General features: G+C 54.1%; 18 protein-coding genes and 1 tRNA gene. 4 read left to right on the forward strand and 15 right to left on the reverse strand.

What is annotated here, in order from left to right:
* Positions 1-34 precede the first annotated feature (34 nt).
* The 6 genes from GRI36_RS09530 to GRI36_RS09555 all read right to left on the reverse strand — a co-directional run bounded on the left by GRI36_RS09530 (position 35) and on the right by GRI36_RS09555 (position 8,536).
* A complete protein-coding gene (locus tag GRI36_RS09530; RefSeq protein WP_160598255.1) occupies positions 35-1,762 on the reverse strand; it encodes a tetratricopeptide repeat protein in 1,728 nt (575 codons plus the stop codon).
* Positions 1,763-1,796: 34 nt separating this feature from the next.
* Positions 1,797-3,173, reverse strand: a complete 1,377-nt coding sequence (gene prsR / locus GRI36_RS09535) for a PEP-CTERM-box response regulator transcription factor (protein WP_160598256.1) — start codon at positions 3,171-3,173, stop codon at positions 1,797-1,799.
* Positions 3,173-5,293, reverse strand: a complete 2,121-nt coding sequence (gene prsK, locus GRI36_RS09540; RefSeq protein WP_235902214.1) for an XrtA/PEP-CTERM system histidine kinase PrsK — start codon at positions 5,291-5,293, stop codon at positions 3,173-3,175. The genes prsR and prsK overlap by 1 nt, the downstream gene beginning before the upstream one ends.
* Positions 5,293-6,678: a TIGR03013 family XrtA/PEP-CTERM system glycosyltransferase gene (locus GRI36_RS09545; RefSeq protein WP_160598257.1), complete on the reverse strand. Its 1,386-nt coding sequence runs from the start codon at positions 6,676-6,678 to the stop codon at positions 5,293-5,295. Before GRI36_RS09545 ends, prsK begins: the two co-directional genes overlap by 1 nt.
* Before the next feature lie 124 nt (positions 6,679-6,802).
* Positions 6,803-7,087 carry a hypothetical protein gene (locus GRI36_RS09550; RefSeq protein ID WP_160598258.1) on the reverse strand — a complete coding sequence of 95 codons (285 nt, stop codon included), beginning with the start codon at positions 7,085-7,087 and terminating at the stop codon, positions 6,803-6,805.
* A gap of 66 nt (positions 7,088-7,153) precedes the next feature.
* Positions 7,154-8,536, reverse strand: coding sequence for a helix-turn-helix domain-containing protein (locus tag GRI36_RS09555; protein ID WP_160598259.1), 1,383 nt, complete (start codon positions 8,534-8,536; stop codon positions 7,154-7,156).
* A 168-nt stretch (positions 8,537-8,704) separates the two neighbouring features.
* Between GRI36_RS09555 and GRI36_RS09560 the strand changes: the two genes are divergently transcribed.
* From GRI36_RS09560 to GRI36_RS09565, 3 genes are all read left to right on the forward strand, one after another.
* A complete protein-coding gene (locus GRI36_RS09560; protein ID WP_160598260.1) occupies positions 8,705-10,303 on the forward strand; it encodes an isocitrate lyase in 1,599 nt (532 codons plus the stop codon).
* 64 nt (positions 10,304-10,367) lie between these two features.
* Complete coding sequence (locus GRI36_RS13740; protein ID WP_202392154.1) at positions 10,368-10,541, forward strand: hypothetical protein; 174 nt, start codon at positions 10,368-10,370, stop codon at positions 10,539-10,541.
* A gap of 177 nt (positions 10,542-10,718) precedes the next feature.
* Positions 10,719-11,237 (forward strand): hypothetical protein, encoded by a 519-nt coding sequence (locus GRI36_RS09565; RefSeq protein WP_160598261.1) that lies wholly within the window; start codon positions 10,719-10,721, stop codon positions 11,235-11,237.
* A gap of 3 nt (positions 11,238-11,240) precedes the next feature.
* Here GRI36_RS09565 and GRI36_RS09570 read toward each other — a convergent pair whose 3' ends face one another.
* The 6 genes from GRI36_RS09570 to efp form a co-directional block, all read right to left on the reverse strand.
* The gene (locus GRI36_RS09570; protein WP_160598262.1) at positions 11,241-12,563 is read right to left on the reverse strand and encodes an amidohydrolase; all 1,323 of its coding nucleotides are present in this window, start codon (positions 12,561-12,563) and stop codon (positions 11,241-11,243) included.
* A 48-nt stretch (positions 12,564-12,611) separates the two neighbouring features.
* Positions 12,612-14,411 (reverse strand): SLC13 family permease, encoded by a 1,800-nt coding sequence (locus tag GRI36_RS09575; RefSeq protein ID WP_160598263.1) that lies wholly within the window; start codon positions 14,409-14,411, stop codon positions 12,612-12,614.
* Between the two features lie 233 nt (positions 14,412-14,644).
* Positions 14,645-15,034, reverse strand: coding sequence for a hypothetical protein (locus GRI36_RS09580; RefSeq protein ID WP_160598264.1), 390 nt, complete (start codon positions 15,032-15,034; stop codon positions 14,645-14,647).
* A 73-nt stretch (positions 15,035-15,107) separates the two neighbouring features.
* Positions 15,108-15,192, reverse strand: a tRNA-Leu gene (locus GRI36_RS09585).
* A gap of 64 nt (positions 15,193-15,256) precedes the next feature.
* Positions 15,257-16,078, reverse strand: a complete 822-nt coding sequence (locus GRI36_RS09590) for an inositol monophosphatase family protein (RefSeq protein WP_160598265.1) — start codon at positions 16,076-16,078, stop codon at positions 15,257-15,259.
* Between the two features lie 6 nt (positions 16,079-16,084).
* Positions 16,085-16,648 (reverse strand): elongation factor P, encoded by a 564-nt coding sequence (gene efp / locus GRI36_RS09595; RefSeq protein WP_160598266.1) that lies wholly within the window; start codon positions 16,646-16,648, stop codon positions 16,085-16,087.
* A 133-nt stretch (positions 16,649-16,781) separates the two neighbouring features.
* Between efp and GRI36_RS09600 the strand changes: the two genes are divergently transcribed.
* Complete coding sequence (locus GRI36_RS09600) at positions 16,782-17,147, forward strand: elongation factor P (RefSeq protein WP_235902215.1); 366 nt, start codon at positions 16,782-16,784, stop codon at positions 17,145-17,147.
* A gap of 4 nt (positions 17,148-17,151) precedes the next feature.
* On the opposite strand, the gene GRI36_RS09605 is transcribed toward GRI36_RS09600, so the two are convergent.
* From GRI36_RS09605 to GRI36_RS09615, 3 genes are all read right to left on the reverse strand, one after another.
* Positions 17,152-17,838: a M23 family metallopeptidase gene (locus GRI36_RS09605; protein ID WP_160598267.1), complete on the reverse strand. Its 687-nt coding sequence runs from the start codon at positions 17,836-17,838 to the stop codon at positions 17,152-17,154.
* A gap of 17 nt (positions 17,839-17,855) precedes the next feature.
* Positions 17,856-18,506 carry a thiamine phosphate synthase gene (gene thiE, locus GRI36_RS09610; RefSeq protein ID WP_160598268.1) on the reverse strand — a complete coding sequence of 217 codons (651 nt, stop codon included), beginning with the start codon at positions 18,504-18,506 and terminating at the stop codon, positions 17,856-17,858.
* An 83-nt stretch (positions 18,507-18,589) separates the two neighbouring features.
* Entirely contained in the window at positions 18,590-19,480 is an 891-nt protein-coding gene (locus GRI36_RS09615; protein WP_160598269.1) for a fructose bisphosphate aldolase, read from the reverse strand.
* Positions 19,481-19,501: the final 21 nt, after the last annotated feature.

Here is a 19,501-nt window from a genome sequence, read left to right on the forward strand (position 1 = left end):
CCCCGGTGCCGCCGAATGTCGAATCGGAATCGGTTTATCGCTTCAACCGTTTGGCCTTTGTGCCCAGCTGGGCAGCGTGGAGCTTGCCGCCCTCCACTTTACGATAGGCAGCAGCGAGCTGCGCAGTAGCCAAATGGCTCATCGGCTGTAAGCGATAAGCTTCCTCCGCGAGAGCGAGGCCAAAATCGAACTCTTTCATCAAAAATGCAATCTTGGACCTTAGGCTTAACAAAGCGAAATCTCTCGCTCCGCCATTGGTCAACGCGTGATCGGCAAAAATCGCTGCAGCATCCAGATCGTCCCGTTTCAGCGCCTCACGCGCTAGCAAAGTCGCTGCTTCAACATTTGCTTGGTCTCCGACGAAATACCGGGCTAGCAGTTCGAGCGCCGCATCGCTTTGCTTGGCGCCATGATACGCTTTGATCATTTTGCGCGTTAGCGTCCATGTTTGACGAATGGTCGCCGCCTTATCGTAATTTTCAATCGCCGCATTATATCGGCGCGCGGCCAAGTTTGCGTCCCCGGCGAGCGATAATGCATCAAACGACCCCGGAAATTGGCCGGCAAAATTTGCTGCGGCAGCAACAGCACCTTGTGCGTTTCCAGACACAATACGGGCCCTGATTAAATCCAGCGCATCTTTGCCCGATTCTGACCCGCGAGCTTCCGCTGCTTCCAGCGCACTTACGCCTTCCACCGCGACCAGATTGTCCGAGCGCAGTCTGGCAGCCTGATCCAGCAATGGTCCGGCTTTATCCCTTTGATCCAGAGCTTCGTAGGATCTCGCCACCAAAGATTTGAGATATGGGGAAGCGCCAGGCAAATTGGCAGCATCGGCATAGAGGTAAATCACCTCGTCATCATTTCCGCCGAGAGCTAGCGCCCGCGCCAAAACCTGTTGAACCCTACGGTTCTCTGGCTGCTTTGCAGCCAGAGCTTCCAGCGTCTGAGCAGCGCTGGCATAATTACCATTTTCGACGTCGATAATACCAGATAGCAGCATTGCCGCAGGCAAATCCAACGTCGCTTTGTCGGCCCTCAGCAACAACAGCCGGGCCAATTCAAATTTCCCGGCACGTGCAGCGAGTACAGCTTGGAGGTAGTATATTTTGCGGTTGGCGGGATTAATCTTGGCAATCTTACGGATGTTCACCAACATTTCCCGCGCGCGGCCCATCTCTCCCAAGGTGGCGGCATATTCATACAACAATCCGGTATTCTCGGGGTTACGTTCCAACGCTTGCTCAAACCAGCTAAGCGCTGCCTGCATTCCCTGTGAATCGCGCACCAATTGCGCGCGAAATTGAAGTGCTGTCGGGTTTAACTCATCAAATTCGACGGCTTTGATGCTGGCCTCCACAGCCTGCATCTGTTCACCTCCGCGATAGCGTAAACGGCCAATATCGACCCATAATTCTGCGTCTTCTGGTTTGTCAGCTAGAGCTTTGTCAAACGCCCGGCCGGCTTCGGGCAAATTGCCTTCTTCCATCTCCAACCTGCCAAGCATGTGGAAACCGTGACCACGCGTTTGTTTCGAAAAATTGCCCTCGCCCAGCCATTGACGGGCCTCTGCGGTTTGACCCTGCCGTAGTTCAGCCTCGCCAAGATACGCGGCGACGTCTTGAGGCCTGACACCGGCGACAATCATCTCACGCAGGATCACTTCTGCGGCAATCCCGTCACCGGCCGCAAGCGAATGCTGAGCACGTTCAATAGGCGCAAGTTCGGGATCAGTGTCGCTGCAAGCTGCGAGACCAAGCATCAGAACCGCAATAAGCGGCCTTAGAAGAAGGCGCTCACGCGTGAAGATCATACTGCTTGAGCAGGTCGTAAAGCGTTGGCCGGCTTATCCCGAGCATCTTCGCGGTGCTCGAAATATTGCCCTCACTTCGTGCCAAAGCGTGGCGGATCACTTTGCGGTCTGCCACTTCACGCGCGCTTTTCAGGTTTAGGACGTCGGTATCGCTTTCTTCACTCGTGTCCAGGTCCATATCGTCGGCACCGATTAGCTTTTCATCTGCCATAATCACCGCGCGTTTGACACGGTTCTCGAGTTCGCGGACATTTCCAGGCCAGCCCCAACCATCGATTGCCGCCAAAGCATCGCTGGCGAAGCCTTTGACGTTTGGATTCATTTCTTTGGAAAAACGGTTTAGAAATGCCTTTGCCAGCAGGGTTGCATCGCCGGGCCGTTCGGCAAGAGTCGGGATCTTGATGACGATTTCAGCTAGGCGATAGAACAAATCCTCGCGGAAACTGCCCTCCCCAATCATCGCTTCCAAATCTTGGTGCGTAGCGCAAACGATACGCGTATCAACAGCGATAGGTTTGCGTCCGCCGATCCGTTCAATCGTCCTCTCTTGCAAGAAGCGGAGTAATTTTACCTGCAATGGTAAAGGAATATCGCCGACCTCATCGAGGAATAACGTACCCCCTTGAGCCTGCTCAATCTTGCCTTCGGTTGTCTTGACGGCACCCGTGAAGGCACCCTTCTCGTGACCGAACAGCTCGCTTTCCAGCAGATTTTCGGGGATCGCTGCACAATTGATCGCCACGAAGGCACCATCGCGGCGCTTGCTGGCATCATGAAGCCCCTGTGCAAGCAATTCCTTGCCCGTGCCGCTCGCGCCGAGCAGCATTACCGAAACATTTGCATCGGCGACGCGCTCAATGGTCCTTGCGACTTTGACCATCTCGGGCGCGGCGGTGATTAACCCGCCTAGAACAGTTTTTTCATCACCAACCTTACTAGCCAAACGGCGGTTCTCTTGTTCGATAGTCGCAAGGTTATTCGCCCTGCGGACAATTAATCCCAGCGCTTCAATATCGACCGGCTTTTGATAGAAATCATAGGCGCCGCGTTCAATCGCTTGCAATGCGCTTTCTCGCGCGCCGTGGCCTGATGCTACGATGACCTTGGTTTCGGGCCGAAGCGTCATGATAGCATCAAGAACTGCAAAACCCTCGGTCGTTCCATCGGGGTCAGGCGGCAGTCCGAGATCGAGTGTAACGACATCGGGCTCAACAGACCGTAACGCAGTCAGCGCGCTTTCACGGTCTCCGACCACGGTAACTTCGAAATCCTCATAAGCCCATTTCAGCTGGGCCTGAAGGCCCTCATCATCTTCGATAATAAGCAGCTTGGGCAAAGCTTCTGGTTTGTCATGCGCCATTATGCGACCTCTGCCTGTTGGTGGGTTTCTGTGTCGGAAAGAAAACCGGAGACTGCCGAGAGTGGAAACGAAATCGAGAACCTGGTTCCAAGGCCCTCTCGCGAGTCAACGTCGAGCCTGCCACCCATTGCACGAACCATCTCTCGCGCTTCGAATGCGCCAATTCCGAAACCGGCATTTTTGGAGGACACAAACGGCTTAAAAAGCCCGTTACGGATGAATTCGGCACTCATGCCTGTCCCCGAATCGACAACATCAATCCTACCGCGCAATCCGTCACAACTTACGTCGAGATATACCGGAGAATCGGCCTCGCTTGCGTCAATCGCATTTTGCATCAAATGCACCAGCGCTTGTTCGAGACCTTCGGCGTCAGCCAGCACTTGGCTGTTTTCACTTCTAACTATGGAGACCGAATGGGCATTTTCATACTGGCTCAGCACGCGCTTGGCGACTTGGTCAAGATCGACTGGCTCGCGCTTTTCTGAACTGTTTGTTCCGTAGCGTCCCAAACGTGCCAGCAAACCATTTAGCTTGTCTGCACTGTTCCTCAATGTAACCAGCATATCAGCCCGAAATTCAGGTTTTTCGGCATGCTTCTCGGCATTACGGGCAAGCAAGGACATCTGGCTGGCCAAGTTTTTGATGTCGTGCATCACAAAAGCGATACGGCGGTTGAATTCATCAAACCGCGCCGATTCCATCAAAGCTTGCTGCCCTGCTTGCTCGGCGAGATAACTGGAAAGTTGTTGTCCAACTACACGCAAGAGATCGAAATCTTCCCAATCAAGCCGCCTCGGCGCTGCCGGCCGCGCAAGCACAATTATTCCGGTTAACCGGTCAAAGTGGAGCAAAGGGACCAAAGCCCACGCCTCAGGCGTATCTTGTATCCAACTTGGCATCATTGCGGATTCGCCATGCTGGTCTTTGCCATTTCGGATGTCGTCGACATCAAGTATGAAGTTTTTCTCTTCGAACAATTTCGCAAGACCGGTCGGAATTGAGGCTGTGGGCACTTCAATTTCGCGCCACAACCAGCGCGATGCGAGCTCCAACGACCCGTTATCATCCTGCAACAGTAGCAAACCGGACGGGCTGTCAGTGATGTCAGCCATCGCTTTGATCGCCCGTTCTTGCAGCGACTGATTAACGTCATCGCCCTGCCCGATTGTCCGGGTAAAGCGAAGCCATTCGGCACGGTAGTCATAACGGTGCTGGAACAAATGTTTGACAGCAGTCACCCGAACCCAACCTCGAAGGCGGTGCGAAGGCAGCCACATCAGAGCGAATACGGTAGCTGCAAAAGTGAAACCGACTTGAGTAAGACGCCCCACATCCCCGCCCAACATCGACAGCGATTGAGCGATGCCCACCATAAGCAGCAGATATGCGCCAATTAACAGCAGCGAGAGCGTCTGGAATGCGACGCTTCGCGAAGGGCTCAGCCGAATGCTTGCCGCGCTCCGAGTTGATCCGATCGCAAAGGGCAGGCAGACAACGGCGACCACAAGCCCGCGCACTGCGGTTAATTCAAGCGGCAATCCACCGCCCATATAGGCGACAGTGAAAAAGTTAAGGTCGAATGCAAACAGACCTGCAAGAGCGGCTGCAGTCCAACGCAGAACCGAGCGAATACTTTGCACCGCGCCCAAATATAAATTGTGCAGGAGTACCAACGCACCAACCGCAACCATGACGCGGAACATGGCGCTTAACTGGAAAACAATCGCATCAATCTCGGCTGTTACTGCAAAGCGCAATTGCACGAACAACAATGCCAGCTGGAGACATTCAACAAAGCCTAGCGCGTATACGACAGGCCGTATCGGCTTAAGCGTCTCGTGTCGGCCGTCATTTGCAAATAGGCGATAGACGACGAGGATCCAGGCGAAATCGCGCAGAATCTCGGCAACAGATGAAAGAGCGGCAGCGGGGCCAAGCGCCGCGACACAAAGGCACCAAGCCGAGGTGACAGCAAGCGCGCCAATTATTGCCTTATGGTCAGGCCGATCTTTGTCGCCGCGTGTTGCGATCCACAAAGCGGCAAGGAAACTGCCAGCAGCTGCGACCAAATATAGGCCAAAGACACCCAGCATCCATATTTCGATCCAGCCTTCCATCACCGCGCCCCTTCGGGCCACAGGACTACACGGAGCGTTTGCAGCAAGATCAACAGATCAAGGAACGGCGTATAGTTCTTGGCATAATAGAGATCATATTCCAGCTTGTGCCGCGCATCTTCAATCGATGCGCCATAGGGATAGTTGATCTGAGCCCAACCGGTGATGCCCGGTTTAACCATATGACGTTCGGCATAATATGGGAGCTTCTGCTCCAGATCGCCAACAAATTTGGGCACTTCGGGGCGCGGCCCGACAAAGCTCATTTCACCCTTCAAAACGGTCCATGTCTGGGGCAATTCATCAATCCGCACTTTACGGATAAACCGGCCAAGGCGGGTAATACGCGGATCATTCTTCTCCGCCCATTTCACGCCATCCTTCTCGGCATCGGTGCGCATGGAACGTAGTTTGATGACATCAAAATTCTGGCCGTAAAGGCCGACTCTGGGCTGACGGAAGAATGCTGGACCTTTGCTGTCGAGCTTAACCAGCAAGGCGAATAGCGCGATAATCGGGAACGTCAAAAGCAGCAGTAACGAGCTCGCGGCGATGTCAAAGAACCGCTTGGCAACGCTTGAAAACATTCTGCCTGACGAAAATCCATCCGAGAAAATCAACCAGCTGGGGTTTACGGAATCAAGATCGACACGTCCGGTTTCGCGTTCAACGAAGCTGCTGAAGTCATTGATGTGGACCCCCATCGTCTTCATGCGGAGCAAATCTTTGAGCGGCAGAGCATTACGCCGTTCCTCCAGCGCCAATACCACTTCGCTAGCACCCAGATTTTCGACAAAGCGGCCCAAATCATGGATTGCGCCGCGGGCAATTGCCTCGGCCACCACCTGTTCGCCTTCGTTCATTCCGATGAACGATACGATCGCAAAGCCGGAGCCTGGCTCTTCGCCAAGTTTTTTCAAACGCATAGCGCGGTCACCAGCGCCGAGCACCATCACGCGCCGTCGGAATGCAGAATTGCCCAAAAACCCGCCGACCAGCAGCCGGTTGAGGATCAACAATATAACGGACAATCCCATCGCATAAAGCAGTGTCGACCGCCAAAAAGTCGCGCCGGGAAGCAAGAAGTCGATAAATGAAAGAGCAATAATTCCCAAACTCACCGCAACCAACAATCGGGCGCAAGCAAACCGCATGGAGCGCAAGGCATCGCTGCCATAAACTCCGACAGAAACCATCGCGATCCACACAATGAGCACGTAGCCCGCGAGCGGCAGCGTTCGCGTGGCAATACTTCCAGCTTCCATCCCGATCTGAGAAGCGCGTAGCAACCAAGCAAGTTCGCCGCCCAAGAACAACAAGGCCAAGTCGAACAAAGCCAGCAGCATGACAGCGTTTGGAATGTAATGTTTAAACAGTCGGATCATATTTCCCGGCCCGATAATCCCATTGATGGACCATCGGACTAGGAGATATGTGTGAAATGTCGGTAAACTTTACACATCGATATTTTTGGGCAGGGTTCTGCGGTCTAGAAACGTTAATTGCGAGTTATTCGCCGCCAGTCACTGTGTCGGCAGCTTCCTCAGCCGCATCGCCGACTTTGGTTGCCGCATCGCCAACTTGCTCGGCTGCGTCAGCGATCGCGGTATCTTTGGCTACTTCTGCACCACCCATTTGGGTGAAGACGTAAATACCACCGACCACAGCGATCAGCAGGATTACCAAAAACAGCCAGCTTTTTGATCCACCTTCAGAGCTATCCTTGATTACTGTAGTATGCGTATGAGTTTCGCCTTCGGCAGTCTCGGTGCGCGTAATGCGTTCTTCAGTCATATGTGGCTCCCAATGCCAAAAATGCTCACATAATTGCAAGCATTGTCAATGACCTAAGCCAATACATCAGTTTCGACCGAATTGAAAAGGTGTTATTCCCCGGTTTAACGGGTCGAAATTCAAAACGGCACCGCGAGGAGGCAACGACCGTTGACGGCATGAAGGACGATGGCACCGAGAACAGCCAAGTCCGATCTTTTGCGCGCTGCCTTTCTGCAAATCTGCTCCTCGTGCCTGAGCCAGGCTGCTAGCAAGCCCTGCCTCTAGGCCGAGCACCACGACAAACCGCGCATCACCGCTGGCACCACTGCCTTCCACCGTCTTAGCAATTGTGAACCAATCGCCTGGTCCCGCATCAGCTCCCTCAACCGCAATAGACTGGGTGCAGAGGTCACCGTGCCTTTCGAACGCTGAATTTGCGACCCACAGCGGGCAGCTGGCCTCGCTTTCCAGTAAAGTCGCTGAGCTCGCCCCGGCAAAGCGTTTTGAAAACTGCCCTGCTCGGTCGATCCTCGCCATGAAAAATGGCAGGCCGCGCTGCCCAACTCTCTGGAGCGTAGTCAACCTATGCGCGAGCTGCTCGAAACTGACGCTGAAACGCCTTTGCAGTACGAGCAAGTCATAATTGGTTGCCTCGCACGCACGTAGGAAACGAGAATAAGGCATCAACAGTGCGGCAGCAAAATAACCATAGAGATGGCGTTCAAACAATTTGCGCGCTGCTTCGTCAATCGATTGGGCTCCGGACGCGATTCCAGTCACCTCGGCCTGCTGTTCCAATTGAGCAATCTGGAGAGCAACCTGGAAATTGCGCGATTCGGGCGTCAACATCTCCGACAATTGCAATTGGCGGGCGTGCAGATCGAGTCGTCGTAGTGAATCGGGCATCACCTCGCGAGGGAGGATGCGGATGGCCAATTGGTGCTTTTCTCGCAAACGTTCGGCCAAGCCAACGCCAATATCACTGCGAGACAAGCGAAGTTCGTCTGCCAGCTCTTCTGCTTTGGTATCAAGATCGGCGAAGTGATTGCGCCAGCGCTCAATTTCAACTCTCGATTGAATCAACGGGTCATCGGTTCGCTGCGCAGCCGTTCCCGCAGTGTCGTAGAGCCTTGCAAACGCAGCAGCGACATGTGGCGCAGACGCGATAAACTCGCCGATCTCATCGCGATCGATACCAAATTCCGAGAACCGGTCGTCAGCCAACCTCCGCGCAAGCCCGTCAATGCCGCCAATTGCTTCGTCTTCTCGCAGATTCCTAGGATCGAAATCGAACTGATCGACAATCTGCACGATGACCCGAGCTGATAGGGGGCGCTGATTGCGCTCCAACAGGTTCAGATAGCTCGGCGATATGGAAAGGCGCGCCGCCATCGCCACCTGCGTCAAGCCTTCACGTTTCCGCAATCTGCGCAACGCAGGACCAGCGAACAAAGAATTTTCGGACATCGCCTGCGCCTTCGTCATTTGTCAATTTATTTACAACACCACACGAACACCTGCCTCAATTGAAGCATTTAGACAAGATAGTTTGTAATATTCTCTGTTGTTTTCCGTCCCACCCCTCCATCACAGTGAAGAAGGCAGCGATGCCAAACCCCCTTTTGGAGAATATACGTGAACTACCAGGACAAGATTAGCGCGCTGAACAACACCATCAGCGGTCAGGGTTCGCCTTGGAACGCAATTGATGCAGAAACCGCAGCCCGAATGCAGCTGCAAAACCGCTTTAACACCGGCATCGATATTGCCAGATACACCGCCAAGATCATGCGTGACGATATGGACGCCTATGACGCTGATCCTGCCCAATACACACAGTCGCTGGGCTGCTGGCACGGATTTATCGCGCAGCAAAAGATGATTTCGATCAAGAAGCATTTTGGCGGCACGAAACAGCGTTACCTGTATCTGTCAGGCTGGATGGTCGCCGCGCTACGCAGCGAATTTGGCCCTCTGCCCGATCAGTCGATGCATGAGAAGACTAGCGTTCCTGCATTGATTGAGGAGCTCTACACCTTCCTCAAACAAGCAGACGCTCGAGAGCTGGGCGGCCTGTTCCGCGAACTCGACGCAGCTCGCGACGCGGGTGACGAAGTTGAGGCTAAGCGCATTGAGCACGCTATTGATAATTTCGAAACGCACGTCGTTCCGATCATTGCCGACATCGATGCCGGTTTCGGCAATGCTGAAGCGACTTACCTTCTTGCCAAGAAAATGATCGAAGCTGGCGCCTGCGCGCTGCAAATCGAAAATCAGGTTTCGGACGAGAAGCAATGCGGCCACCAAGACGGCAAAGTTACGGTTCCGCACGAGGACTTCTTGCAAAAGATCCGAGCGCTGCGTTACGCTTTCCTCGAGTTGGGTGTTGAAGACGGTATTATCGTTGCACGTACCGACTCGCTGGGTGCCGGCCTGACCAAACAAATCGCGGTGACCAAGGAAGAGGGTGATCTGGGCGACCAGTATAACAGTTTCCTTGATTGCGAAGAGATTGACCCATCCGCAATCCAGAACGGTGACGTATTCTTAAGCCGCGAAGGCAAACTGCTTAGACCAAAGCGCCTTCCATCCAACCTGTTCCAGTTCCGCGCTGGAACCGGCGAAGATCGCTGCGTTCTTGACAGCATCACCTCGCTTCAAAACGGTGCGGACTTGCTGTGGATCGAGACGGAAAAGCCCCACATCGGCCAGATCGGCGGAATGGTTGACCGCATTCGCGAAGTCATTCCAAACGCAAAACTCGTTTATAACAACTCGCCGAGCTTCAACTGGACATTGAACTTCCGCCAGCAGGTTTACGATGCCTGGGCAGCGGCCGACAAAGATGTATCTGCGTATGACCGCGATAAATTGATGAGCGTGGACTATGATGAGACCGCGCTTGCCACTGAAGCGGATGAGAAAATCCGTACTTTCCAACGCGATGCAGCAGCACAGGCCGGCATCTTCCACCACCTGATCACTCTGCCGACTTATCACACGGCGGCTCTGAGCACTGACAACCTCGCCAAAGAATATTTCGGCGATCAGGGTATGCTCGGCTATGTTAAAGGTGTGCAGCGGAAGGAAATCCGTGAAGGAATTGCCTGCGTGAAACACCAAAACATGTCAGGGTCCGACATCGGCGACGATCACAAGGAAGCATTTGCCGGTGAAGCAGCGTTGAAAGCTGGTGGCGGAGCCAACACAATGAATCAGTTCGCGGCTGCCTGAGTGCACCCGAGGGTATAAAGTCGCGGCTGCCCGAGCGCCCCGAACAAGGACAAGGAATATCACAATGAGTGACACAAACAACAAGCCGAACGAGCCAGGCCGCGCACGCGCCTTGCTATCGACCGCAGATTTTAAATTGCTGCGCACTGCGTTGGCCAGCCATGCCAAAACAACCGATGACCGCGAAGAACTTGCCAAAATTAACGCGCTGCATCACCGGCTTGGCACTTACAGCTGAACAATCAGTAATACGTAATAAAATTACAATTCTCCTGGGGAGGAGATTTCGGCCGTCAGGGTATTTTACCCTGGCGGCCGTTACATTTTAATCGATCGGGTCAAATGCGATTGAAAGGTTTTCGAAACCATCTTTGCCATGTCGTGGTTAATCACTTCGCCTTAATGGTGCGATGGAATGGCAAAACGAAGCTCTCTTATTATTGTCGACGCGAAGATGTACAAACATTTCGCCATCGTCACAGTCGCTCTAACGGGCGGCATGGCGCTATTAGCGGATGGCGAGAAGCGAGAAGCTGTCGCGCAAGGTGTTGAAACCATCGCGACGTATGAGCCGGAAAAGACCAAGACAGACGAGCTCATTATCAACAATGATCGTATCAATTCGGGCAGCGGTGACTTGGGCGGCTTTTACGAATCAGGTGGCGGTGGCGGTATAGGCGGAGAAAATATCCATAGCGGTTTCAATCCGGACGACCTTAGCCTCGCTGATACGGGGTTTAGAGTAGATAATTATATGTTGGCACAGCTGGGGCTAACACAAGCGCAGTTTGATGCCCTCTCGCCAGCGGAACGCGAAGCGGCAATGGTAAAAATGAACAACGGCGTGACAGCAGCCCAGCGTCAAAAGCAAATTGAGGTGGCTGGCGCTGCATCACTCGCACGCTCCGGTGGTACCGAAAGCGCTGATTACTGACCACTAATCCACTTGCAGCAGACCTATCGCAGAGCTGCTCATCGCCTCGGTCGCAGTTGCGATTACTTTCTCAGCATCAGGCGCCCAATACGGGCTATGAAGCGACGGGAGTTCCATTTCTCCCGCCTCAGCTTTCGCAAAATCGCCTTCCGGCACACCGCCCACCCAGAATATCAAAGATTTGATGTTTTCAGGATCTGCACGGATGAACTGACCGAAATCTTCCCCTCCCATTACTGACGGGACCTGCATAACCCGATCCGGACCGAAACGGGTGCTCAGGCCTGCCATCACTTCCTTGGTAAATTCGGGCGAATTATACGTCGCAGGGGTGTAAGGATCTTGTACTGTGACTGTCGGCATCCGGTCCTCTGGCATACCGGCGGCAATGGCTTCGCCCTTCGCGATGCGAGCGATGCCGTCCAACAAATGTTGGCGCGACTCGTCTGAATATGACCGAACCGTTAGCTGCAACTTTGCCTCGTCCGAAATAATGTTGTGCTTAAAGCCCGCATGGAAGCTGCCAACGGTAACAACCGCTGAATCAAGTGGGCTCGTCTCGCGGCTAACCAGCGTTTGCAGCTTGGTGACGATTGAGCTGGCGAGCACAATCGGATCCTTGGTCGTGTGGGGATAGGCTCCATGGCCGCCGACACCCGGTACGGTAATATCGACGCTATCGACATTGGCGAGCGCGAATCCGGGGGAATATCCGATCATCCCGGCAGGAAATTGTGCTGCGTCGTGGAAGCCGAGCACATATTCGGGCTTTGGAAAACGTTCGTACAAGCCGTCCTCCAGCATCGCCAAAGCGCCCTCTCCGATTTCCTCAGCAGGCTGCAAGATCATGACCAGAGTTCCGGACCATTCGGCCTTCCGCTCGGCCATCAATTGCGCGGTCCCCACCCAAGCGGTCATGTGTGTATCGTGACCGCAAGCGTGCATCACACCGGTTTCAAGGCCCGATGCAGGGATGGCGGTCCGCGTGGAAGCAAAGGGCAAGCCAGTCTTCTCAACCAGTGGCAGGCCATCCATATCAGCGCGCAGCATGACCGTGGGGCCTTCGCCATTACGCATAACCGCAACAACGCCGGTTTTGCCCACACGTTCTGTCACTTCGAAGCCAAGCTCCCGCGCTCGCTTCGCCAATTTCGCGGCAGTTTCGACCTCTTGGAAACTCAGTTCAGGGTTGGCGTGGAGGTCACGGTAGATCTCCATCAGATCTGGCATATCGACGGCTATCGCATCGCGCAGCTCATCTGCCTGAGCTGGTGCCGAAACCATCGCAAGCGCAGCAGCGCCCTTCATCAAAAAGCGGCTCTTCATCCCGTATCCCCTCAATTAAGTCGAATTCCACGCAACCGGTGTAATCCATCACATTCCGTATGACATCACCAGCAGAATCGATAGCGTGGTGACCATCAAGATCACCAGCGGAACGCCGGTCCGGACATAGTCCTTAAACTCGTAACTTCCCTCTGACATAATCAGCATATTGGTCTGATAGGCAATCGGGGTAGCGTAACACAAATTACAACCGAACAGCACTGCGAGGATCATTGGTTCTGCTGGCAGATTAAGTTGTTCGGCAATGCTGAATGCGATTGGAGTTCCGACGGTCGCCGCAGTCGCATTTGACGCAAAATTAGTTAGCACGGTAACAAACAACATTATTGCAGCCAGTACCAAAGCAGGCGGCAGATTTCCGAGCATCAATGAAAGCAACTCACCCAACCAAGCCGCCGCACCGCTTTCAAGAATAATGCGCCCGATTACGATACTCGCTGCGACAAGCACGATAACTTGCCCTGACAATGCCCGGCCCACTCGGTCAAACTTAACACAGCCAGTCACCAGCATCAGGATGGCACCTGCGAGAGCCGAAATCGCAATTGGAAACAAACCAATCGCAGCGGTTATCACAGACCCGCCCATGATGCCTGCTGCCAGCCAAGCCTTTGACCGACGCGGCAATTCACGAGCCCCGTCAAGGGTGAGCAGGCTATCGCTGCGACCAAACTCCTGCAGATCTTCAGTTAGGCCCATAACCAACAGGACATCGCCCGCTGAAATAATCAGATCGCCGCTACCGGTATATTGATCGGCTCTTCCGCCCAATCTCTCGGGGCGATGAATACCGAGAACTGCAACGCCATAAAGATCGGCGACTCCAGATGTGGGCAAAGACCGAGAAACCAGCCGAGAATCTTCGGTGACCGTCATTTCGACCACGGTTATGTCCTGATCTTTTTCGTCAGCGTGCCGCTTGATCCGGTCAAGAACCCAGACTGGTGCAATCGCGCCTTTCAATGTCCGAACTGCTTCTTCTAATGCCTCATGCGTACCTGATAGCTTCAAACGTTGATGCTGTTTGATCAAGCCAGTGGGCGCATCATGAAATTCTATATCCTCGGGTAAGCGAGGGATGATAGCTGCAAGATCCTGCCCGACCATTGAAGAGCTCGTGCTGATCCGTAAGCGCGAGTGAAATCGCCTTTGCTTGACCCCGGCTTCGACGTGATTGTCATCAAGCAAGCGAGGCATAACGAGCCATAGATAGGGGAGCGCAACAAGCGAAGCAGCAAGCACGATGGGAGTAAAATGGAACACACCCATTTCCGGCATGCCCAGGTCAACCGCGATTGAAACCACAAGAATGTTGGTCGAAGTCCCGATAGTTGTCGCCATCCCGCCGAGAAGTGAGGCGGCATTGAGCGGCATTAACGTTCTGGAAGCGGCCATAGCGCCGCGATGTGCCAACGTCACAAATATCGGCATCAGCAGGACCAGGACGGGAGTGTTGTTCACACCCATCGAAAGCCCGAACGCGATCAGCAGTGAGACCAGCAACCCCAATTGCAAGTTAAAGGCAAACAGGCGCTCCAAAAGACGCGCTGCTGGCTCTAGCGCGCCAGTGACTACCAATCCCCTGCCCATAATCATGAGCGCACAGATTGTAATAAGCGCGTAATGCCCGAACCCGGAAAAGGCGAGTTGGAGGCCGTCGGTTGGCGCCGCGCCTTCGAGCGGGAAAAAATAAAGCCCCACCGCAATAACCGCGATTGTGAGCAGCGAAACGATTTCAATCGAGAGCCGTCCTCGGGTAAAGCCGACGAACATCGCAATGGTTACGAGGATTGCCGCAATGGCATGGAATGATGGAATGCTAACCATTGATAACGCTGAATCCCAAATGATGACGATAAACACAAGCGATTTCCGTCAAAAACGGATGGTGACATACTAAGGGAGTGATGGCTCTATGCGCTAAGTCGCTGCGACCTCTTTATCCACCATATCTCGTGGGTCCTGCATCAACTTGATGGACACCCGGCCCTGAACCAGGCCCTGAACCAGGCCCTGAACCAGCCACGAGCTTCCAATGCGATCAATGCTATCGCTTCAGACTAATAAGTGACGCTATGCTCCTTGGCCCATTCGCCAAACAATTCATGGCTCGCGCCGATAATTGCCAAGGCCAGCAAGATCAGTGTGCCGGTAGCTCTGTATATGAAATTGGACATCTGTTTCGCACGGATCTTGTGCCCAGCGGGCTCGGTTTGATGCGGCTCGACTTTGGCGAAAACGAAGAAGCAAAAGAATGCGAGAGCCACAAGAAGCAGAAGCGCCGCGCCCGCATGGACGATATTCGTGGTGGCTTCGTAAATCCGGATATTTTTCTCACCTATCAACCAAACGGACTGCCGGAGAGAGTGCCACGAGATAGGCGCATACCCCCGGATGCTCGCCAAGTCCGCCTGATAGCAACCAGCGCTTATTTCGATTGGGTTTTCCATCCCCTCCCGCTCCTTCCGGCCTTAGTCGTTCAAACTAAGGAAATTGGACAAAAAACGGCAAGTATTGGGAAAATGGTGCCCCTGGCCCGACTCGAACGGGCACTCCGTTAGGAACCGCATTTTGAGTGCGGCGCGTCTACCAGTTCCACCACAGGGGCATCCTGCGTTGTGCGGGGAAGCGCTTAGCGAGGCAGAGCCTTCGCTTCAAGCATCCATTTCAGATTACTTTTTCAACGCACCCGCCAGCAGCTTGTGAAGCTTCGAATGAAGCGCATCATTTGCTGCCAAAACCTGCTTGGAATGGATCGGCTCTGACCGCCCGCGATAATCGCTGACAAAGCCGCCAGCCTCGCGCACGAGCAGGCAACCGGCTGCCGTGTCCCAATCTTTGAGGCCGCTTTCCCAGAAACCGTCATATCGGCCAGCAGCCAGCCATGCGAGATCGAGCGAGGCCGCGCCATTGCGGCGAATACCAGCAACTTCGGGACCGATGGCCGCAAAAACCTTGCTCCATTCGGAAAAATCACCGTGTCCTTGAAAAGGAATTCCGGTGGAAATCAGCGATTCGCTTAGGCTACGGCGCGCCGAAACACGCAATCGGGCGTCTTGAAGCCAAGCGCCGCGGTTCTTCTCGGCCCAGAATGTTTCGTCTGTAACCGGGTTATAAACCACAGCACCGATCACATCGCCCCACCCCTGTCCGCCGGGCTTTGGTTCCTGAGCGGCGATCGAAATGGCGAAATGGGGGATTGCATGAAGAAAATTGCTGGTCCCATCGAGCGGATCGATGATCCAGCGCGGCATGTCGGGCGCCCCTTCGATCACCCCGCCTTCTTCCAGCACGAAGCCCCAATCGGGGCGCGCAATCAGCAATTCGTCATACAAAGTGCGCTCGCTCCGCATATCGGCTTTGGAAACGAAATCCGCAGGGCCTTTGTGGCTCACCTGCAAATGCTCAACTTCGCCGAAATCGCGGCGCAAACGGTGGCCCGCTTTACGCGCGGCGCGTTCCATGACGCGGATTAGTCCTGATACAGCTGCCATGATCTATCAGCTAGCCTTGCCGACATAGGTGCGTTCATAGACATCTACGATAATCCGCGTGCCTGCTCCGATATGCGGCGGAACCATAACGCGCACGCCATTGTCGAGAACGGCTGGCTTATAGCTTGATGAAGCGGTTTGCCCCTTGACCACTGCGTCAGCTTCAACAATTTCCGCCTCTATCTGGTCCGGAAGCGCGACCGAAATCGGCTTTTCGTCCCACAATTCCAGCGTTACCTGCATACCATCCTGCAAAAATTCCTTGGCATCACCAAGCAAGTCGGACTCAAGGTTTATCTGCTCGAAAGTGTCGCCATCCATGAATACCAGCAGCGCCCCGTCTTCGTAGAGGAACTGAAATTCCTTGGTATCGAGACGCACCTTCTCAACCGTGTCGGCGCTACGGAATCGCACATTGGTTTTGCGGCCGTCCTGCAAATTCTTCATCTCGACCTGCATATAGGCCCCGCCTTTGCCAGGTTGGGTGTGCTGAATTTTGGCAACTTTCCAGATGCCGCCTTCATATTCAATGATGTTGCCGGGACGAATGTCCACGCCGCTGATTTTCATGGTTCAAAGAGCCTTCATTGGGATTTGCGTGCCCTGAGGCGACGCTCTATGTCGCGCCCTTAGCCGAGCACTCACCAGCGAGCAAGGTGGCTGGTGCTATGCTATGGCCTAAACTGACCGAATGGATGCAAAAATGCTTAAGCCCCGGATATCAATCGTAGCCATCGCGTTGCTCTCCTTGGCCTCAGTTACATCAGCTGAGTCGGGCCGATTGGGCACTTTGCCACTGGGTTATTATAGCTGTTCAGAGCCAGGCGATGCAGGTGGTCAGGCATGGATCGATTTGCCCGACAAACATTTCACGATTGGTAATGGTTCGACATACCACACAGACGCAGGGTCAGGAACCTACTTGCTAACCGGCAAGCGAGTCATTTTCACGCGCGGCCCGATGAAGGGTGTCCGTTTCGAAAGATCCGGCAAGGTAACGCTACGGTGGATTGACGAAGACGGAAAACCGGGTCGCGTCCGGTGTGTTCGGCAGGCTTCTTCGGTTTAAACTTCTACCTAGTGAACAGCGGATAAGGATTGACCGCGTTGGCCGGTTCCCACCACTGAGCGTCCTTCGTAGTTCTCAAAATGGCAAAATGGAGATGTGGAGCTTCGGACGAAGCATTTCCCGTACTCCCAACTGTACCAAGCCTTTGGCCGCGCCGCACGCGCTGCCCTTCTTTCAAGCCCTCGGCATATTCTCCGAGATGCGCGTAATAATGAATAGTTTGTCGGTCACCGGAACGGACATACATCGTCTTGCCGCCTGCTTTGGAAACGAACAACTTTTCGATTGTGCCTGGCGACGCAGCGACAACACTGGTGCCTTCAGGTGCCATAATGTCGAGTGCTTCATGCAGACTTGAACCATCGACGCTTTCTTTATTGAAAGTGTCTGAAAGGTCCGACGCACGCACATTAAGCACCGGCACGACTAAATCGCGCATCTCGGATTTGTCAGGCTGACTCGCAGATGCCGTATCCAGTCCGGCAACGGGCGCTGTTGATTCACCAGCCTCGATGTCGACTATTTGAGTCAAAGCCGGCGCGGGGCTTGGCGCAGCATCTGCGGGTCGCGTACTGGCGATCTGGCTGTCACTGTCGGCATTCTCAAGCAGAGTGCCGCCCGCAATAATCCAAAAGGCAGAGGTCAATGTCGCGGTGACGACGACGGTAAGGGTACGGTCAACAATATTCATTGCTATTGTGTAGCAGCTTAACCCTCACGATGCACTCGCTTGTATTTACCGAGTGCTTCGTTGAAGGCTTTTACTACCTCGCCTTCGTCACCGTTCCAAACTGCGCCCGACACCGCGAGAAAATCAGCGCCTGCTTCGATTAAGGGTTGGCAATTTTCCGGAGTGATGCCTCCAATGGCGACTTGCGGAATTTCGAACAGATTGCTCCAAAACTCGAGCAGTTCGGTTTCAGCGCGGTGGTCACTATCTTTGGTGGCACTGGGAAAGAATTGGCCGAAGGCGACGTAATCTGCCCCCTGCTCTCCGGCCTCCATCGCCAAATGGCGGCTGGCATGGCAGGTAACGCCTATCTGGACATCATCCCCGAGCTCCTGGCGCGCATCCTTAGGTGAGCCGTCATTCTGCCCCAGATGCACTCCGTCGGCACCCAAGCGCTTAGCGAGGCCAACGTCATCGTTAATGATAAATGCAACGTCGTGCGCGGCACAGATTTCCTGCAAGGGTGCGGCAAGCTTTGCGGCCTCATGCTGCTCCACCCCCTTAACTCGGAACTGAAACGCAGCGACCGGACCAGCCTGCAAAGCACGGGTCAGGCGCTGCGGAAAGTCACCGCCAACGTCTTGCGGCGAGATGAGGTAAAGTTGGCACTGCGGGATATTGTTGCTCATACACTCCGCATAACGCTGCTATTCGCCATATCCAAGCGCTGACGCCAAAATTCGAACGCCAATGGATGGTCAGGAGTGCCTTATCAGCCCGCAACCGAAGCGCGTTGGATATGGTTGATCGCTTCACCCAAGGCTTCATCAAATTGCACATCATCCATTTGCGCGCGCAATTCTTCCAATAACGCACGGCTGAAACTGGCGATCATACCAGTGTTAACGGCCAGCTCTTCGCAAGCTTCTTCACGGACAAAACCACCAGACAGAGCGACAACCCGCAGAGTTTTGGGATGGTCCACCAATGGCTGATACAGATTCGCTTTCTTCGGGATGGTCAGCTTCAGCATTACCTGCTGACCTTCGGGTAACGCATCGAGGCCTTTAAGGATTTCGGCGAGAACCAGCTCCTCGGCTTCAGCCCGGTCAGGCGCGCTAATTGTGACCTCTGGTTCAAGAATTGGCATCAGGCCGCTAGCAAGAATTTGCCGACCCACTTCAAATTGCTGTGCAACATTTGCCGCAATTCCTTCAGCATTGGCGCTGTTAATCACCGAACGCATCTTGGTGCCGAAAACGCCTTTCGATTTCCCCTTCGCCAGCAGTGCATCAAGATCCGGATTGGGGTTCATCAGCTGCACGCCGTTGGCTTCGTCGGCAAGGCCCTTATCCACTTTAAGGAACGGCACAACACCGCGATCCTTCAACGCTTCAGGAGTCGGCTTGCCTTCAACCTCGCTATCCATTGTCTTTTCAAACAGGATCGCCCCAATAACTTTGCCGCTGGCAAAGCAGGGCGAAGTGATAACACGACTGCGCATCTCGTGGATCTTGCCGAACATTTCTTCGTCGCCAGACCATTCGTCGTCCGAAACACCATAGGCGCGCAACGCCTTCGGGGTTGAACCACCACTTTGATCCAGCGCCGCGATAAAGCCGAGGCCGTTTGCGATTTTATCGGTCATTTGCTGCTGATTCATTGTTTGCTTCCCAAGCTAGAC

Source organism: Pontixanthobacter gangjinensis (genome assembly GCF_009827545.1).
Lineage (GTDB): Bacteria > Pseudomonadota > Alphaproteobacteria > Sphingomonadales > Sphingomonadaceae > Pontixanthobacter > Pontixanthobacter gangjinensis.

What these genes read in the sequence shown, in the direction of transcription:
- GRI36_RS09530 (WP_160598255.1), bottom strand. Translation starts at nt 1,762, where the DNA reads ATGCTTGGTCTCGCAGCTTGCAGCGACACTGATCCCGAACTTGCGCCT.
- prsR (WP_160598256.1), bottom strand. Translation starts at nt 3,173, where the DNA reads ATGGCGCATGACAAACCAGAAGCTTTGCCCAAGCTGCTTATTATCGAA.
- prsK (WP_235902214.1), bottom strand. Translation starts at nt 5,293, where the DNA reads ATGGAAGGCTGGATCGAAATATGGATGCTGGGTGTCTTTGGCCTATAT.
- GRI36_RS09545 (WP_160598257.1), bottom strand. Translation starts at nt 6,678, where the DNA reads ATGATCCGACTGTTTAAACATTACATTCCAAACGCTGTCATGCTGCTG.
- GRI36_RS09550 (WP_160598258.1), bottom strand. Translation starts at nt 7,087, where the DNA reads ATGACTGAAGAACGCATTACGCGCACCGAGACTGCCGAAGGCGAAACT.
- GRI36_RS09555 (WP_160598259.1), bottom strand. Translation starts at nt 8,536, where the DNA reads ATGTCCGAAAATTCTTTGTTCGCTGGTCCTGCGTTGCGCAGATTGCGG.
- GRI36_RS13740 (WP_202392154.1), top strand. Translation starts at nt 10,368, where the DNA reads ATGAGTGACACAAACAACAAGCCGAACGAGCCAGGCCGCGCACGCGCC.
- GRI36_RS09565 (WP_160598261.1), top strand. Translation starts at nt 10,719, where the DNA reads ATGGCAAAACGAAGCTCTCTTATTATTGTCGACGCGAAGATGTACAAA.
- GRI36_RS09570 (WP_160598262.1), bottom strand. Translation starts at nt 12,563, where the DNA reads ATGAAGAGCCGCTTTTTGATGAAGGGCGCTGCTGCGCTTGCGATGGTT.
- GRI36_RS09575 (WP_160598263.1), bottom strand. Translation starts at nt 14,411, where the DNA reads ATGGTTAGCATTCCATCATTCCATGCCATTGCGGCAATCCTCGTAACC.
- GRI36_RS09580 (WP_160598264.1), bottom strand. Translation starts at nt 15,034, where the DNA reads ATGGAAAACCCAATCGAAATAAGCGCTGGTTGCTATCAGGCGGACTTG.
- GRI36_RS09590 (WP_160598265.1), bottom strand. Translation starts at nt 16,078, where the DNA reads ATGGCAGCTGTATCAGGACTAATCCGCGTCATGGAACGCGCCGCGCGT.
- efp (WP_160598266.1), bottom strand. Translation starts at nt 16,648, where the DNA reads ATGAAAATCAGCGGCGTGGACATTCGTCCCGGCAACATCATTGAATAT.
- GRI36_RS09600 (WP_235902215.1), top strand. Translation starts at nt 16,782, where the DNA reads ATGCTTAAGCCCCGGATATCAATCGTAGCCATCGCGTTGCTCTCCTTG.
- GRI36_RS09605 (WP_160598267.1), bottom strand. Translation starts at nt 17,838, where the DNA reads ATGAATATTGTTGACCGTACCCTTACCGTCGTCGTCACCGCGACATTG.
- thiE (WP_160598268.1), bottom strand. Translation starts at nt 18,506, where the DNA reads ATGAGCAACAATATCCCGCAGTGCCAACTTTACCTCATCTCGCCGCAA.
- GRI36_RS09615 (WP_160598269.1), bottom strand. Translation starts at nt 19,480, where the DNA reads ATGAATCAGCAGCAAATGACCGATAAAATCGCAAACGGCCTCGGCTTT.